The sequence below is a fragment of the Pseudomonas marginalis genome, assembly GCF_900105325.1.
Classification (GTDB): domain Bacteria; phylum Pseudomonadota; class Gammaproteobacteria; order Pseudomonadales; family Pseudomonadaceae; genus Aquipseudomonas; species Aquipseudomonas marginalis.
The window spans coordinates 1,081,089-1,097,429 of record NZ_FNSU01000003.1; the positions used below are offsets into that span (position 1 = coordinate 1,081,089).

Here is a 16,341-nt window from a genome sequence, read left to right on the forward strand (position 1 = left end):
CCATGTTCACTGTTTAAGACGGTAGTACTCAGGGCCTGGCTTGGCCACGAACACGGGCTGCGTACTTTTCGAGACGCTGTGCGTGACGTTCGGCCTGTTGCTTGAGTGCCTGGCAGTATTCGGGGAGGCAATGCTGGGCATCGGGTGAGTTGACTTCGTCTGCCAGGCGCCGGGCAGCAGCGGCAGTGATCGGAGTACCACGTGGTCGCAATCGGCCTCTGACAACGGCGGCCCTATCGTTTACCAGCGTCGGGTGATTGAGCTTAAGGACCTCGACGGTGGCAACAGCGTCAGGCGTCAGACCTTCTACGTAGCCATCACTGGAATATCGAAACTGGCGCTCGACATTGGCTGACAGCGGAGAAACGAAGGGCTTTCGGGCCACGTCGTAGTCGGCTTTTTCCACGGCACCATAACCACAAGCCATCTTGGTTTGGCTGGAGGGATAACACGCCACCAAATTGTCGTAGGCGATGCTGTCAGCCTCGTGATGCGTTTGTGCAAGGACATGCTCAATGTGGCAGCTGAATTGTGTGCCCTGTCCCTTTGTTTGGCATTCGGTCGCAGTGGGCAACCGCCGCAAGGTGTACGCGCATAAATGGAACTGCTCCTTCAAGAGCGCCTGGCGAACGGGCTCGCTCGGAAAGCTGCTTCCTTTGCCGTAGTAAAGGTTATGCGGCGTATTGCGGTTTTCTCTTTTCCATTCAATCAGCGCCCGTGGCTCGGCGCCTTTTTTGATAGACCTCACGCGCCGCCCTCTTCTAGCGACCTCAGAGAGTCAATACTGGCTTGGGCTTCAAGGACATCAGGGATTTTGCCGACCTGTTCGCGCAGGTTCGCGAGTTTAGCCTGGGCGGATTCAAGATTGTCGTCGTCGAGGTCAAGGTAGATTGTTCTGAGTTGCTGGCTGACGTTATGGTTTTGAGCGAGGCCGCCCATCAACTCTTCGATGACTTCACCGCTGCGCAGCCCCAGAGAACGCTCTGGGTGCCCGAGGTATTGGCCGTCTTTCAACAACATTACAGACTCGGCAGGAAGCTCTCCGAGTATTTGCGGGGAATGTGTAGTGATGATGAATTGACAATTGGGAAACGTCCTTTCAAGGTTGGCGACGACGGTACGCTGCCAGGCTGGGTGCAAGTGAAGGTCCAGTTCGTCGATAAGAACAACGCCTTTGCCTTTCAATGGCTCAGCTACCTGACGGTTGAGCAAGGTCAGTCTGCGTGCAAGATCTCCAACCATTGCCAGTAGACACTTCTCTCCGTCGGATAGCTGTAAAACATTGAATTCGAGACGATCCTTAAGAACAGTCATTCTCAATGTTGGTTTGCGACGAATCCGAACATCTTTGAATCCAGTGAATGTTTCGATCGCTTGGCGAACTGCCGAAAGCTCTGGATCGCGATATCCAGGCAAGTCGCGACTACTTTCATTTTCCAAATCTTCCTGATTGCGGAACCAGATAAAAAATCTCTTGAAATCCGCCCCGCCGTGCCCGAGCGCGTCGTCGTATCCCTCAGTGACTGCATTGATCAAATGCTCTCGCACACGCAATGGTACGTCTAACACTGCTCGATGGACGTCGTAGTAAACGGCCAGAGGTAGTTCGACACGCATGCCACCAACAAGGTCATAGTTGAACGCTTGGGTCTCAATAGGAGAGACCGCTTTATTCAAACGTATCAAATCACTGCTTTGATCTTTCGAATGTTTGCCTGCACGCCGATTCAAGGCAATGGCCCAATCGACTTCCTCATCAGCGAGCGTGGTCACTACCTCTAATCGTGAATAATCAGCACCTATTCTGATGTCATCTTTGGAAATAGCTCTGGATTTCGAAGTCTGATCGATGATCCGCGCCGTCAAATTCGAAAGCGTAATCGCCAACGCATCCAGAATCGAAGACTTGCCCACCCCATTGACGCCCACCAAAGCAACAGTCTTCTTACCCTCGAAGTCGAGCTCCATGTGCTCGATGCCGCGAAAATTGACGAGAGTAAAACGCTTGATCTGCATGATCGGCTTCCAACGTGTCCGGCCAGGTCAGCCAGTCTTAAAAGAATGCACGGATCATAGTAATTATCGACAGCTGTGTCACGGCAGCCGAGGGCTGCCTCTATCAGCCCCGCGCGGCCACACGCCACACCCGCGCAATATCCGCCGCGCGCTCGCGCAGCAAACGCGGCGCCTCGCTGCAGGCCTGCTCCAGGCTTATCGGGCCGCTCGGCAAGGCAAACGCCGCTGCCACGCCATGGTCGTACATCTGCTTGTAGCCGTCGCCCAGGGTGCCGGCGATGACAATCACCGGTACGCCGTGTTGCCGGGCGATGCGAGCCACGCCGAAGGGGGTTTTGCCGCGCAGGGTCTGGGCGTCGAAGCGGCCTTCGCCGGTGATGACCAGGTCGGCGCCGCGTACGGCTTCGTCAAGGCCCACCAGTTCGGCAACGACTTCCACGCCCGCGCGGAACTGCGCGCCGAGGAACGCCTTGGCGGCAAACCCCAGGCCGCCGGCGGCGCCGCTGCCGGGCTCGTCGCGCACGTCCTTGGGCAGGACCTTGGCGCAGTGATCGGCGAAGTGGCCGAGGGCGGCGTCCAGTTGTTGCACCTGCCCGGGGCTGGCGCCTTTTTGCGGGCCGAAAATCGCCGAGGCGCCGTGGGGGCCGCACAGTGGGTTGTTCACATCGGCGGCGATTTCAAAGCGTACCTGGGCCAGGCGCGGGTCGAGTTTTTCCAGGTTGATATGCGCCAGCCGTGACAAGGCCAGGCCTCCGGGCGGCAAGGCCTGTTCCGCAGCGTCGAACAGTTGCACGCCCAGGGCTTGCATCGCCCCCGCGCCGCCGTCGTTGGTGGCGCTGCCGCCAATTGCCAGAATGATGCGCTGGGCACCCAGGTCCAGGGCCGCGCGAATCAGCTCGCCGGTGCCGTAGGTGCTGCTGGTGCACGCATCGCGCTGGCCTGGCGCTACCAATTGCAGGCCGCTGGCTTCGGCCATTTCGATAATCGCGGTGTGGCTGTCAGCCAACCAGCCCCAACGTGCTTCAACCGTACCGCCCAGAGGGCCACATACCGCCTGGCGGCGCAATTGGCCGTTACAGGCGGCGAGCACCGCGTCCACCGTGCCTTCACCACCGTCCGCCATCGGGCACTGGATCAGCTGTGCGTCCGGCCAGACCTGCGCCAACCCTGCGGCAATGGCCTGGGCGACGCCCTCGGCACTCAGGCTGTCCTTGAACGAGTCGGGTGCGATGATGATTTTCATGGGCTTTCTCCGGTTTTTATCACGCCCATGCTGCCAGTTGGCACCGCCGCTGACGCCGGTCCGATGCACAAGTACGAGTAAGGTTTGTTGTTCATTCCGACAAAGCCTGGGGCAATAACTGCACGCCGAGGTACAGCGCCAACATCCCATCCAGGGTCAGCGGGTCGACGCCGCTGAGTTCGGCGATGCGCTCCATACGGTAACGCAGGCTGTTGCGGTGAATGCCGAGGGCGTCGGCACAGGCCTGGCTTTGCCCGTCGTGTTCGCACCAACTGCGTAGCGTGGCCAGGAGTTGGCCGTTGCTGTCCTTGGCCAGCACCTTGCGCAAGGGATTGAGCAGCTCGTCCAGGGCATCGTCGTTGCGATGACGCCAGAGCATCACGGGCAGGCGGTAGCGGTTGAGGGTCAACAGCCGCGAGTGCGGCAGTACATCGCGACCGTACGCCAGCAAATCGCCGACCCGCCGATAACACCGGCGCAGCCCCGCCAGCCCATCGGCCTGCCCGCCCACGGCCACACGCAGGATAGTCCAGCCCAGGCCTTCGAGTTTTTCCAACAGGCGCGGATTGTCGACGGGCACGGCGGCAGGCCGGCACCACAACAGGGAAAACTGCGCCGAGCTGACACACCAGCTGTCCGGGTAACGCGACGTCAACCAGGTACTCAAGGCCTCCGCTGATTGCCCCGCGCCCAGTTCGAACAGGTACGGCGTGCGCGCCAGCTGCGGCTTGAGGCCCAATTGCCGGGCTTCATCAATCAGGCGTGGTGAGTCGCCGCTGTCGGCGAGGAGCAACGCCAACAGATCATCGCAACGTTGGCGTCGCCATTGCTGCTCGGCTTGCTGATGACGATGGCTGACGAGCATTTCGGCGGTCATGCGCACCAATTCGGCATAGGTGCGCAACAGCTCGGGCTCGCCGGTGATACCCAGCACGCCGATCAAGCGCTGATCGTGCATCAGCGGCAGGTTGATGCCCGGCTGCACGCCCTTGAGGTGCTTGGCGGTCTGCCCGTCGATCTCGACCACGCGACCGTTGGCCAGTACCAGTTGCGCGCCTTCGTGGCGGGTGTTGATGCGCTCGGGTTCGCCGCTGCCGAGGATCAGGCCCTGGCTGTCCATGACGTTGACGTTATAGGGCAGGATCGCCATGGTGCGATTGACGATATCCTGCGCCAGGTCATGATCCAGCTCGAACATGCGGCCATCTCCTTGAAAGGAAGTCCTTGAAAGCGTGGTTGTTCATCGGCACAGCGCAAAGCATGCATCACTGTGCGCAAGCACAAAGACAGCACCCCGCCACGTGGCCGAGACTCGTTGGGCGATCAACGTTACCCTCGCATCGCAAAAAATCATAATAAAGAGAGATTCCCATGTCACAGAGCGCCGCTGTCACACTGGCCACCGATGACGATAAAAACGCCATCTACAAGCGCATTACCCTGCGCCTGATCCCCTTCATTTTCATCTGCTATCTGTTCAACTACCTCGACCGGGTCAACGTTGGCTTTGCCAAGTTGCAGATGCTCGATGCGCTGAAATTCAGCGAAACCGTATACGGCCTGGGCGCCGGGATCTTCTTTATCGGCTACGTGCTGTGCGGCGTGCCGAGCAACCTGGCGCTGACCAGGTTCGGTCCACGGCGCTGGATTGCCTTGATGATGATCGTCTGGGGCACACTGTCCACCTGCCTGCTGTTCGTCACCACGCCGACGCATTTCTACACCTTGCGCCTGTTTACCGGTGCGGCTGAAGCCGGCTTCTTCCCCGGTGTGGTGCTGTACCTCTCGCAGTGGTTCCCGACGTTCCGCCGTGGGCGGATCATGGCGCTGTTCATGTCGGCGATCCCGGTGTCCGGTTTGCTTGGCAGCCCGTTTTCCGGCTGGATCCTCAACCACTTCGCCGCCGGCCAGGGCGGCCTGGCGGGCTGGCAGTGGATGTTCCTGCTGCAAGGCATCCCGACCGTGATCCTCGGCGCCCTCGCCTACTTCCTGCTCAGCGACAGCTTTGCCCATGCCAAGTGGCTCAAGCCCCACGAGCGCGCCGTGCTGGAAGCCGATCAGGCCACCGACCTGGCCAACAAGCCGAAAACCACCACCGATTCACTCGCCGCAGTGTTCAAGAACCCGGCGATCTGGGCGTTCGGCCTGATCTACTTCTGCATCCAGAGTGGCGTATACGCCATCAACTTCTGGCTGCCGTCGATCATCAAGAACCTGGGCTTCAGCGATAACCTGGTGATCGGCTGGCTCAGTGCGATTCCGTATCTGCTGGCAGCGGTGTTCATGTTGCTGGTGGGCCGCTCGGCGGACTTGCGCAAGGAGCGTCGCTGGCATCTTGTCGTACCGATGTTGATGGGCGCCATCGGCCTGGTGATCGCGGTGAACTTCGCCACCACCCCGGCCATCGCTATCCTCGGCCTGACCATCGCCACCATGGGCGCCCTCACCGGCCTGCCGATGTTCTGGCCGGTGCCGACCGCCATGCTCAGCGCAGGCGCAGCCGCTGGCGGCCTGGCGCTGATCAACTCCATGGGCCAGATGGCCGGTTTCCTCAGCCCGTATATCGTCGGTTTTGTGAAGGATGCCACCGGGTCCACGGATGTGGCGTTGTACCTGCTGGCGGCGGTGATTGTGGCGGGCAGTGTGCTGGCGTTGCGGATGACGCGGACCTTGAAGGTATAACGCGGTCCATGTGGGAGGGGCGGTGCGACGATTCGACTTGCCCCCTCCCACATTTAGCCTGCGTTTACAGCAGGCCGCCGCCGTCGATATCAATGACAGCGCCGGTCATGTAGCCATTTTCCATGGCCAGCACATACCCCGCCGCCACTTCCTCGGCCTGCCCCACGCGCCCCACCGGCAGCGCGCCACCTGCCTTGGCAAACATCGCCAGGCGCTGGTCCTCGGCCAACCCCGCATACGCCGGGGTATCAATCACGCCGGGACTCACCACGTTGACCCGACGCGGCGCCAGCTCCTTGGCCAACTGCTTGCCCAGGGCTTCAGTGGCGGCGTTGATACCGACTTTGATGAACTGCCCCGGTGCCAATTTGCGCCCCAGTTGCCCGGAGGTCAGGCTGATGCTGCCGTGCTCATCGAGGAAAGGCAGCGCGTGCTGGATCGCCCGCAAGGCGCCCCAGAGTTTCACGTTGAAGTTGTCCTGGGCCTCGCCCAGGTCGGTTTCGGCCAAGGCCTTGGCGCGCACCGCGGGGCCGGAGGTGTACACCAGATGGTCAAACCGCCCGACGGTTTCGAACAACCGTTGCAGGGACGCGGCGTCGGTGACGTCCACTGGTTCGCTGCGCAGGCCGTTATCGCGGCCCGACGATAGGCGCCGCCCCGCCAGCACCACCTGGGCACCGCGTGCGGCTGCGGCCTTGGCCACGGCTGCACCGATGCCGCTGCTGCCGCCGATGACGATGACCGTTTTGCCGTTGAGTGAGGAATTCATGGGGAAGTGTCCTGGGTCAGAAAGTGAGCGTTCATCTTCCCAGCTTGGCAATCAATGAAAAATCCCGGTAAAACGACAGGATCTTTAAGGGATTTTTACAAATGAGCTCAATCCTCGACCTCGAAGTGTTCGCACGCACCGCCGACACCGGCAGCCTGTCTGCCGCCGCACGCGGGCTCGGCCTGACCCCCGCAGCGGCCAGCATTGCCCTCAAGCGCCTGGAAACCCGCTTGGGTACCCGCCTGCTGGCACGCTCCACCCGCAGCATGCGCCTGACCGAAGAAGGCCGGCGCTACCTCGACAGCGTGCGCGAGGCCCTGGCCGCCTTGGCCGAAGGCGAGCAAGCGCTCAAGCAGCAGAGCCAGGGCCTGACCGGCTTGTTGCAGTTGGCCGCGCCCTCGGATTTCGGCCGTAATGTGGTGCTGGGCTGGCTGGATGAGTTCAAGCTGGAACACCCGCACATCCGCCTGCAACTACTGCTCAACGACAGCAATGCCGACCTGTTCCGCGACACCGTCGACATCGCCCTGCGCTTCGGCGTCCCACGGGACTCCAGCCTGGTGGCGCTGCCGGTGGTGCCCGATCACCAACGCCTGCCCTGCGCCAGCCCCGACTACCTGGCGCGCCACGGCACGCCGCGCACCCCGGCGGAGTTGGCGCAGCACAATACGCTGCGGTACATGCGCCAGGGCCGGGCCAACAGCACCTGGTACTTTCGCCAGGGCACTAGGTTGCAGGAAGTCGAAGTGACGGGCGACTACCTGAGCGATGACGGTGAAATTGTGCGGCGCTGGGCGCTGGCTGGCCACGGGATTGCCTACAAAGCCAATCTCGACATCGCCCGGGACCTCAAGGCCGGACGGCTGGTGCAACTGCTGCCGGACTGGCAAGGCGAACCCACCCCGTTCAACCTGATGTGCCCGCACCGCCTGCAAGTGTCGGAGCGGGTGAAAGTGCTGCACCGATTTCTGCAAGGGCGTTGCCAGGCCTTGCTGAGTGCATGAAGAAACGCCCGCAGGGCTTGTTCCAGAGCCTGCGACTCTGGTATTGCATAGGTCACGTCTCACAGCTGCAAGGAGCTTTGCATGATTTACCGCACATTGGGCCAGTCCGGTTTGAAGGTCAGCGCCTTGACCCTGGGCACCATGATGTTTGGCGAACAGACCCACACCGAGGACTCGCTGCGCATCATCGACAAGGCCTGGGACCAGGGCATCAATTTTATCGACACGGCGGATGTCTACACCGGCGGGCGCTCCGAGGAAATCGTCGGCGAGGCCATCGCTCGCCATCGTCAGGATTGGGTGGTGGCGTCGAAAGTCGCCATTGGCCCCACCGAGGGCCTGCCCAACCGCAGTGGCCTGAGCCGCAAGCGCATCTTCAACGCGCTGGAAGCCAGCCTCACCCGTCTCGATACCGACTACCTCGACATCTACTACCTGCACCGCGAAGATCACGACACCCCGCTGGAGGTGACGGTATCGGCCATCGGCGACCTGATTCGCCAGGGCAAGATCCGCTACTGGGGCCTGTCCAACTATCGCGGCTGGCGGATTGCCGAGGTGATCCGCGTCGCCGAACGCCTGGGCGTGGACAAACCGGTGATCAGCCAGCCGTTGTACAACATCGTCAACCGCCAGGCTGAAGTCGAACAGATCACCGCCGCTGCCGCGTACGGCCTGGGCGTCGTGCCTTACAGCCCACTGGCGCGCGGCGTGCTCAGCGGCAAGTACGCACCGGACGTGACACCCGAAGCCGGCAGCCGTGCGGCACGCCAGGACAAGCGCATCCTGGAAACCGAATGGCGCGTGGAGTCGTTGCGCATCGCCCAGCAGATCCAGCAATACACCCAGGGCCGTGGCGTGGGCATTGTCGAGTTTGCCATCGCCTGGGTGCTGAACAACGCGGCGGTTAGCTCGGCGATCGTGGGGCCGCGCACCGAGGCGCAGTGGGATGCCTACACCGGCGCGCTGGACGTGAAGATCACGGCTGAGGATGAAGCGTTCATTGATTCGTTGGTAACGCCGGGGCATTCCTCTACGCCGGGGTTCAACGATGTGGGCCATTTTGTCTCGGGCCGAGTGGCGCGCGCATAGCCTGTTTGACCAAGTAAGGGTTGCGGAGCGGCCTTACTGTGGTGAGCTGCCTTGCTGTGGTGAGCGGGCTTGCTGTGGTGAGCGGGCTTGCCCCGCGCTGGGCTGCGCAGCAGCCCTTTAAAGCCGTCGCGTTTTTCCAGGAAAACCTCGTCGCCAGTTATTGGGGCTGCTTCGCAGCCCAGCGCGGGGCAAGCCCGCTCACCACTACTACCACTACCACTACCACTACCACCACCACCACCACCACCACCACAACACCCCGACTGCCCCTACCAGGCAGACCCAGACAGCGGCAGCGAGAGATTTTCCTGAAAACGCCCCAAAACAGCGCGCCCTTCCCGCTTCAAAAGCACCATAATCCCCCTGTTGAAACTCCCCTACTTGTTTGAAATCGGTTTTCGCGAGGACAGCGTGTCTAAAGGTGTTGTGTTATCGGTGTCGGCCTCGGTGTTGTTTGCCGTGATGTATTACTTCACGTCATTGCTGACGCCATTGAGCGGCCTGGAAATTTTCGGCTGGCGCATGTTGCTGACCGTACCGTGCATGACGGTGTTCATGATCGTCAGCGGCGAATGGCGGCGGGTCTGGGAATTGCTGCGAGTGCTGGCGGCCAAGCCTCGGCTGATCGGCGGTGTGGTGTTGTCGTCGGCGTTGCTGGGCGTGCAGTTGTGGTTGTTCATGTGGGCGCCGCTGAACGGGCGCAGCCTGGATGTATCGGTGGGTTACTTCCTGCTGCCGCTGACCATGGTGCTGACCGGGCGCCTGGTATGGGGCGAACAGTTGTCCTACCTGCAAAAGATCGCGGTGTTTTTTGCCGGCCTCGGGGTACTCAACGAGTTGTTCCAGGCCGGCGGGTTCTCCTGGGCGACGCTGGTGGTGATCATCGGTTACCCGCTGTATTTCATTGCGCGCAGATACCTCAAGACCGACCACCTGGGCGGACTGTGGCTGGACATGGCGCTCATGCTGCCGGTGGCCTGGTGGTTTGTGCAAAGCGGCGAACAGGGCTTTGCGGTGATGGATGCCCACCCCAAGCTGTACGGGTTGATCCCGATGCTGGGCCTGATCAGCGCCTCGGCGCTCGTGAGCTATATCATCGCCAGCCGCCTGCTGGCGTTCAGCCTGTTCGGACTGCTCAGTTATGTCGAGCCGGTGCTGTTGCTGGTGGTGGCGCTGCTGCTGGGTGAAGGCATCAAGGCCGGCGAATGGTTGACCTACATCCCGATCTGGATCGCGGTCATGGTCCTGGTGTTCGAAGGGGTCAAGCACCTGGTGCGTCAGCGCAGGGCTTGAGCGACGAACAGGCGACAGGCCGCAACAGCGCCTGATGGTGCTGAATGGCACCCGCATCGTCCAGGGTGGTGAACTGTACTTGCGTACCGGTCAGGCCCTCGTGAGGCAGCCCGGGCATCGCAATCCGTGCAGTCCCATAGGGCGCGACCATCGGCGGATCTTCGCTGCGATGCTCCACTGCGCTGAGTGTCAGTACCACCCCGGACAAGGTCACGTGATAGGGCGTGGGGTTAAGCACCTCCAACCCCGCCTCGCCTCCACCGCTTACGGACCATTGCAGCGCATGAGCCGCGTCCTGCACCTTCCCCGGCAGTTCGGCGGGCCGGAGGAAAAGCTTGATCCGCGTACGAAAGGCAAATTGCAGGACGTTGGTTTCAGCCGAGGCCTCAACGCTCGGCCTGATTGCCAGCACGTTCAGCCAGTACACCGACTCCCGGCCAGCCATCGGCTTCGGCGTTTGATAATGCATGATCCGCAAGGCGCGTCCGGTGCTTGCATTCATGCGAACGATGGGTGGCGTAATCGTGAACGGCACATCACTGTTTTCGGGCGCCGCCGCCGCATCGCCGTCATCGATCCACGCCTGCACCAGGCGCGGACTGTCAGCCTCATTGTGCAGGTTGATCACCACCGCGCGCGCGGCGCCCGGATAGATGACACGTGTGCGGTCAATCACGATTTCACCCTGCGCGACGATCACCTGCAGGCTCATCAGCACGCCAAGGCCCCTGCTCCACAGCGCGATGCTCATCGGTAGCTCATTGTGAAGGACGCCAACCCGTTCGCGCTGCCGGGCCGGATCGATGAGCCCGTCTGGATATAACGTGCGGTCAAAGGAATCTGCACGGTTGCATTGCCGGTTGTGCCGACCAGCCACTGGTTCGGGTTGCCAATGGTCGTGGAGTCAGCGCCGTAACGCACCAGTGTGCTCCCCCGCAGTAATTGCAGTGCGACGCCGCTGGCCACGGAGGTCGGGGTCAGGGACAACACATCGCTGCGATTGGCCGGCGTGGTCTGGTCTGTCACCGTGATAAATACGTCACGCGTAGCGCCGCTGGTGCCGCCCGCACATGACAGTGTGATGTTGCGGGTCACGCTGCCGGCGAAGCTGCCCACCCCGCGAAAGTCACGTGCAGCCACGGCCGGCATGGGCATTGCAACCGAAGGCGTGGTGACGCTGCAGGTGGGTTTGCGGGGCGCATTGATCGTGATATTGGAGAAGTTCACCGCGTAATAACCGGCGCCGCTGATGGGCGTGCCGGTGATCGTATACCGTGCAAGGTTCCTGGCGGCGATCGTGCCGCCGGTGATGGGGCCCGTGGCTACAAAGTAGATACGGGTATCAAGCCCGAGGACGATGGGCCTTGCCCTGATATCTCCAACAATCAGTGTGACACCTGCCGTGTTGATAGGCATGAACGGCCGATTCGGGTCCCTCGCCATCAAGGCAAACCCGACCCCAGGTACATTGGTGGCATGCACTGGCATTGAAAGCCCGTTAGCGGAAAATGTCCGGCCCGTCGGCGGGCTATTGACCAGCGCCAGCCTGGCCTGCGCCCCAAAAGCAATGCGTTGGGTACACCGAAGCGCAGATGCTGGAGGGCTGTCAAAGCGATAGCCGCTGGCGGACCCTATCACTTGCCCTACCTGTTGCCCGGCCGCAACGGTGATCGGGGGAATAGTAATATTCACCGACGGGCCGGGGGCGCAGGTGATCGCTTGAGCTTCCAGCGCCACCATCCATCCTCCCAGCACCACGCCGACAAGCGAATACCTAGTCATGAAAACAACACCTCTGTCATATCGGATAAGTCTTGCATCGCATCAATCATGAATCGGCGCTCGCTCATGGCTGGCCTGCCACCTGGCGAGCCTGGCTCGCCACGCATACCCCTTGCATGAAGTCGGTAGTGACCTGTCGCTGGCCGGCGGTCGCCGGCGGCATGTGATAGTGGATATCGCACTGCTCGGCGATTTTGCTGCCCCACTTGACGGTCAGGCGGCCTTCCTGCGGGATGTCCCGGACGAAGGCTTTACTGGCCTGCCCCACCACACCGACCTCACGCCCTTGCCCATCGAATACCTGTGCGGCAAATGGCAGCGGGCTGCCATTCTCGCGAACGCCCTTGACCACCACTGCCCGGCCGTTGACCGTGTCGAACTTGACCAGCGATACCGCACCCGAGGTCGGTACGACGTTGCGGGTCGATTCCTGAAGCTCCACATCCAGCGACATGCCTTCCGGATCGATCTCCACCGTATTGTTCTGGAACGCCGTCAGATTGGGCACGACGGCGTATCCCTTGCTGTTGACCCGTGTACCGCCGCCGCCGCCAAGCCGGGCGCCTTCGGCTCCCGGCACATGGACCAGCGCCGAGGCTTCGCCCAGGCTTTGCGAGAACGCCACACCGTCGGCGTGCACGACTACCCCGCCGTCGGCGCCGAACGAAAGCTGCGAGCTATCGCGGCTCTGGCCATATCCGGCGCGCAGGTGGGTGGCATCGGTGCGATAACCCGCATAGGTGTTGAACTGGCTGGAGCGTGTGCCTTCACTGGTCGCACGGTGGGCGGAAACACCGTAGTTGACCTCGGCGTTCTCGCCCAGGAAGCCGTTGATGCCCACCTGCTGCTGGCTGCCCCGTGTATCGCCGGTATCCCGGGACAGCGAAGTATTGATCGTCGGCGACCTCGACTCGCTCCCCAGGGGCATCGACAGTGTGAGCATGTAGCGGTTATCAATGCGCCCAGGTTGGCCGATACGCCCGAAGAACACATCGTCACTGAGCTCGCTTTGGGTCAGTTGCCGCGTGTCCTGGATCCTCGAACGTTGCGCCGAAAGGTTCCAGTTGAGCTTGTTCCAGGTCGAGCCGTAGCTGGCGGTGAATGAAACCTGGCGCCCCTCCTCACCGCCCCAATAGTCGACAGAGCTGCCGTACAGGCTCAAGGTGCCGATGCCCAGTTGCTGGCTGATGGTCAGGTCGAGCCGGCTTTTTTGCCGGGCATAGCCGTTGACATCACCGGAGCGGCTCGCGATCTCACGCACATTCAGGGCATCCGGAAGGTTCAGGTATCCCTCTGTGGAGAATCGATACGCGCCCAGCGCAAAATGCGTACCCGATGCCGGCAGGCTTTTGTTGTAGCCAAGCCCGAGGCTTTGCCCGGTCAGGCGTCCATGGTCAGGCACCGCGGTACGTGAGGTGGCGGTGTCCAGCGAAAACGCGCCGACGGGCGTATTCAACGCAACACCGACCTTTCCCTGCTCATAGCCTTTGGAAAGACTGCCGCCGCCATACACCGTCAGGTCATCGGTCAAGCCGTGTTGCAGAGTGCCTTGAAAGACGCTCGCCCCCTTGGCATCGATGCCCTTTTGCTGCACCTCACCCAGGGTGGCGCTGTATTTTGTCGTGTCGGCCCGCAGCAGTTGCGGGGCCACTGAGTACGGCACGACGAAGGTGTTCCGACGCCCGTCGACTTCGGTCACGCTGACGATCAAATCACCGCCGTAACCGGTGGCATGCAGGTCACTGATGACAAAGGGGCCAGGCGCCACCGTGGTCTCATAAATGGTGTAGCCGTTCTGGCTGACCGTGACCGTTGCATTACTGTCGGCGACACCCCGTACCTGCGGTGCATAGCCTTGCTGCGTCTGCGGGCGCATGCGGTCATCGGTGGCCAGGGTCACGCCCCGCAGGCGGACCCCGTCGACGATCTGTCCGTTGCTGAAGGTGTCTCCCAGGGTCAGTTGTGACTGCCAGGGGATGATACTGCGCTGCACATACGTGGTCGTGTTCTGATAAGTCTCGAAGCCTGTGCGATTGCTCCAGGCCTGGGCGCCCTGGTGCCGCAAGCGCCAGGCGCCCAGATTGATCCCCGCATTGAGGCCCAGGTAAGTACGACCGTCACCTTCACCGGCGGTGACTGCGCTGGTGCTGAAGTTGTAATTGAGTAACCCTGCGGCAATCCCCTCATCCAGCGACTCGGGGTCAATGTAGCCACGCATGGAGCGCTTCATATAGGCCTGCGGCACGCTGGCGGCCAACTCGAGCGCACCCGGGTCGAAAGTGCTGGACGCCATCGGAATCCACTGCCCCAGGTCGCCGCAATACTGGCCGGCTGCGGCAGGGTTGCCGACCTCGCGCCCATGGGCCTCGGTATCGACTTTATCCATCGCGATACCGATCTTTTCCAACACTTCGCGACTCAAGCACGGCTGCGCACCGGCCTTTGCCTGGGCTGCGACGAACTCCACCTCCCTGCGGCCCAATGCCTGGCCGTTGACCACGATATCTACGCGGTACAGGCCGGGGCTCATCGGGTTGCCGGTGTTGAACCGTGACGTGTCGACCGACGACGCCAGGCCACTGGAGAATGCGTTCAGATCAAAGCTCAACTCAGACGCAAGCGCGGCATCGCTTGCCATCACGGCCGCACTCATCAAACCACCCAACATCATCGTGCGAGGCTGGAATGGCAAAATCGGGGCGCAACGATGCACCCTTACCTGGATGTGACTAGGCATAGTTATGACTTCAGTGGCCGCTGGGAAATGTACGTTTGCTTGCCATCATCAACGTTCCGGGCACGCGTTCAGCGGTGCAACACAGCAGGCTGCACCGATGAAAAGCCACCGAAATCGTTGATGTAGGTGAAACTCACCCGCGCATCAGCAGGTATTGCCTTCGCGGCTTTCGGCACCGGTACCTTCAATGTGCCTCCTGGTTCCACCATTCCTTCCGGCAGGATCAGTTTTTTCGCGTCGGGATCAGCGCCCATGAGCAGGGCAATGTCGTTGAAGGTGACGTGATACGCCGATGGGTTATGCACCTGTATCTCGTTGCCCTGGGCGACCCGCGCCAGGGACCAGCGCAACAGCCCGGGCGCCTCCTCGGGTGTTCCGGATAATTGCGCCGGACGAAAAAACACTTTGGTGCGGATACGGAACGCGAACTTGAAGTGGTTCCGCTGGTCGTCTTCAAGCGTGGGATCAAACTCACTGGTCGCACCAGGGACCTCAAGTACATTCAACCAGAACAGCGACTCTCTATCCGCAGGCAGCGGTGCCTTGGTGTAGGACAGGCGCATGGACTGGCTTTTGCCTGAGTCCAGGCGAAATACCGGCGGAGACAGGACGAAAGGCACATCGCTCAGCGACGGCGCTGCCTCTGGGTCACCGGCGTCCAGCCATGCCTGGACCAGGCGGGGTGCATGTTTGTCATCATTGGTCACTCGTAGGGTGACCTCGCGTCGCTGCTCGGGGTAAATCTGTCGCGTACCGTCGATAACCACGCCCGCGTGCGCCATGTGCGAGGCCATCCCCAAGGACAGGCTCATCGCCACGCACATCGCTCGACGACTTAAGATCATCAGTAAATCCTGCATCGGGTAATCCTTGATAACAGTTGTCCTGCGCCCGACCGCCGGGTCGAGCGAGGATCTCAGGCGATGGTCATCTGCGTGGCTGCATCAAGGAAAGGTGACCGAGTACTGCACACTGCTGGTGACATTACCCGCGCCCGCCGCGCCACCGTTGGCGATATAGCGTGCGTAGAACGGCAAGGTCGCCAGGCCATTGGTAACGGTGGCAACGGTCGAGTTGTTGCCAGTGCGCAAGTCCATTGGCGTGGAGGTCGCACCATCGAGGATTTGTACCTCCACCCGCGAGGCCGGCGTTGCCGTGGCCGTGTTACGCAAGTTGCCGGTTGCCGGGTTGATGCCAGGGCTGGTCGGCTCATAACGTACGGCGACCTTGGTACCGTCCGGGCACCCACCCGAGCCGCCAACATAGACAAAGTAGCGCTTGGCGCCGGCCGTATCGCCTGCGGCCTTGAGGGCCGAGGTTTGCACTCGGTCAAGCACTACCGGGAAGTTGGCGCCCGAACCTGGCGAGGCCCCGGTACCGCCACTGATGGTGCAGGTGGTGCCACTGACCGAGCCTGTGATGGTGATGGTACCGTCTGCCGCATAAGCGGAGCTGGCGGCAAAGCCGCAAAAGGCCAGCACTGCAGCCGCCAGAGTTTGTTTTGTCATAGTCAGTCTTTCCTTAAAGTTGGGTTCGCGGAATGCACGGTTGCGACACAGGAGAACATCAGCTCTTGCGCCCCCCATGTGTGGAAATCGCGATCAATCGGGTTCCCAGGCCTGGAAAAGGCGTTTGTTTCAAGCTGGTTCTGAATGGGCAGGCAAAAAAAATGCTCCGTACCTTGGGATACGGAGCATGTTCGTCAAGCACCTGGGCAGCCTGC

General features: G+C 61.5%; 14 protein-coding genes. 4 read left to right on the plus strand and 10 right to left on the minus strand.

Going from position 1 to position 16,341, the window contains the following annotated elements; genetic code table 11:
* Positions 1-28 precede the first annotated feature (28 nt).
* The 4 genes from BLW22_RS14010 to BLW22_RS14025 form a co-directional block, all read right to left on the minus strand.
* Positions 29-748, minus strand: a complete 720-nt coding sequence (locus BLW22_RS14010) for an HNH endonuclease family protein (RefSeq protein WP_065927501.1) — start codon at positions 746-748, stop codon at positions 29-31.
* Positions 745-2,016, minus strand: a complete 1,272-nt coding sequence (locus BLW22_RS14015) for an AAA family ATPase (protein WP_074846818.1) — start codon at positions 2,014-2,016, stop codon at positions 745-747. The genes BLW22_RS14010 and BLW22_RS14015 overlap by 4 nt, the downstream gene beginning before the upstream one ends.
* 103 nt (positions 2,017-2,119) lie before the next feature.
* Complete coding sequence (locus BLW22_RS14020) at positions 2,120-3,259, minus strand: glycerate kinase (RefSeq protein ID WP_074846819.1); 1,140 nt, start codon at positions 3,257-3,259, stop codon at positions 2,120-2,122.
* Between the two features lie 91 nt (positions 3,260-3,350).
* A complete protein-coding gene (locus BLW22_RS14025; protein WP_074846820.1) occupies positions 3,351-4,457 on the minus strand; it encodes a sugar diacid recognition domain-containing protein in 1,107 nt (368 codons plus the stop codon).
* Between the two features lie 173 nt (positions 4,458-4,630).
* Here BLW22_RS14025 and BLW22_RS14030 point away from each other — a divergent pair, with 173 nt between their 5' ends.
* Positions 4,631-5,941, plus strand: a complete 1,311-nt coding sequence (locus BLW22_RS14030; protein ID WP_065927497.1) for an MFS transporter — start codon at positions 4,631-4,633, stop codon at positions 5,939-5,941.
* 64 nt (positions 5,942-6,005) lie between these two features.
* Here BLW22_RS14030 and BLW22_RS14035 read toward each other — a convergent pair whose 3' ends face one another.
* The gene (locus BLW22_RS14035) at positions 6,006-6,710 is read right to left on the minus strand and encodes an SDR family oxidoreductase (protein ID WP_065927496.1); all 705 of its coding nucleotides are present in this window, start codon (positions 6,708-6,710) and stop codon (positions 6,006-6,008) included.
* A gap of 101 nt (positions 6,711-6,811) precedes the next feature.
* Between BLW22_RS14035 and BLW22_RS14040 the strand changes: the two genes are divergently transcribed.
* The 3 genes from BLW22_RS14040 (at position 6,812) to rarD (ending at position 10,099) form a co-directional block, all read left to right on the plus strand.
* Positions 6,812-7,714 (plus strand): LysR family transcriptional regulator, encoded by a 903-nt coding sequence (locus BLW22_RS14040; protein WP_065927495.1) that lies wholly within the window; start codon positions 6,812-6,814, stop codon positions 7,712-7,714.
* 81 nt (positions 7,715-7,795) lie between these two features.
* Positions 7,796-8,806 (plus strand): aldo/keto reductase, encoded by a 1,011-nt coding sequence (locus tag BLW22_RS14045; RefSeq protein ID WP_065927494.1) that lies wholly within the window; start codon positions 7,796-7,798, stop codon positions 8,804-8,806.
* Between the two features lie 411 nt (positions 8,807-9,217).
* On the plus strand, positions 9,218-10,099 hold the full coding sequence (gene rarD / locus BLW22_RS14050; protein ID WP_065927790.1) for an EamA family transporter RarD: 882 nt from the start codon (positions 9,218-9,220) through the stop codon (positions 10,097-10,099).
* On the opposite strand, the gene BLW22_RS14055 is transcribed toward rarD, so the two are convergent.
* The 5 genes from BLW22_RS14055 to BLW22_RS14075 all read right to left on the minus strand — a co-directional run bounded on the left by BLW22_RS14055 (position 10,068) and on the right by BLW22_RS14075 (position 16,126).
* Complete coding sequence (locus BLW22_RS14055; protein WP_074846821.1) at positions 10,068-10,850, minus strand: fimbrial biogenesis chaperone; 783 nt, start codon at positions 10,848-10,850, stop codon at positions 10,068-10,070. The two genes, rarD and BLW22_RS14055, sit on opposite strands and share 32 nt — an antisense overlap.
* On the minus strand, positions 10,847-11,881 hold the full coding sequence (locus BLW22_RS34465) for a fimbrial protein (RefSeq protein WP_143045133.1): 1,035 nt from the start codon (positions 11,879-11,881) through the stop codon (positions 10,847-10,849). The genes BLW22_RS14055 and BLW22_RS34465 overlap by 4 nt, the downstream gene beginning before the upstream one ends.
* A gap of 64 nt (positions 11,882-11,945) precedes the next feature.
* The gene (locus BLW22_RS14065; RefSeq protein WP_235865588.1) at positions 11,946-14,519 is read right to left on the minus strand and encodes a fimbria/pilus outer membrane usher protein; all 2,574 of its coding nucleotides are present in this window, start codon (positions 14,517-14,519) and stop codon (positions 11,946-11,948) included.
* 167 nt (positions 14,520-14,686) lie between these two features.
* The gene (locus tag BLW22_RS14070) at positions 14,687-15,478 is read right to left on the minus strand and encodes a fimbrial biogenesis chaperone (RefSeq protein ID WP_235865589.1); all 792 of its coding nucleotides are present in this window, start codon (positions 15,476-15,478) and stop codon (positions 14,687-14,689) included.
* 84 nt (positions 15,479-15,562) lie between these two features.
* Positions 15,563-16,126: a fimbrial protein gene (locus BLW22_RS14075; protein WP_065927492.1), complete on the minus strand. Its 564-nt coding sequence runs from the start codon at positions 16,124-16,126 to the stop codon at positions 15,563-15,565.
* Positions 16,127-16,341: the final 215 nt, after the last annotated feature.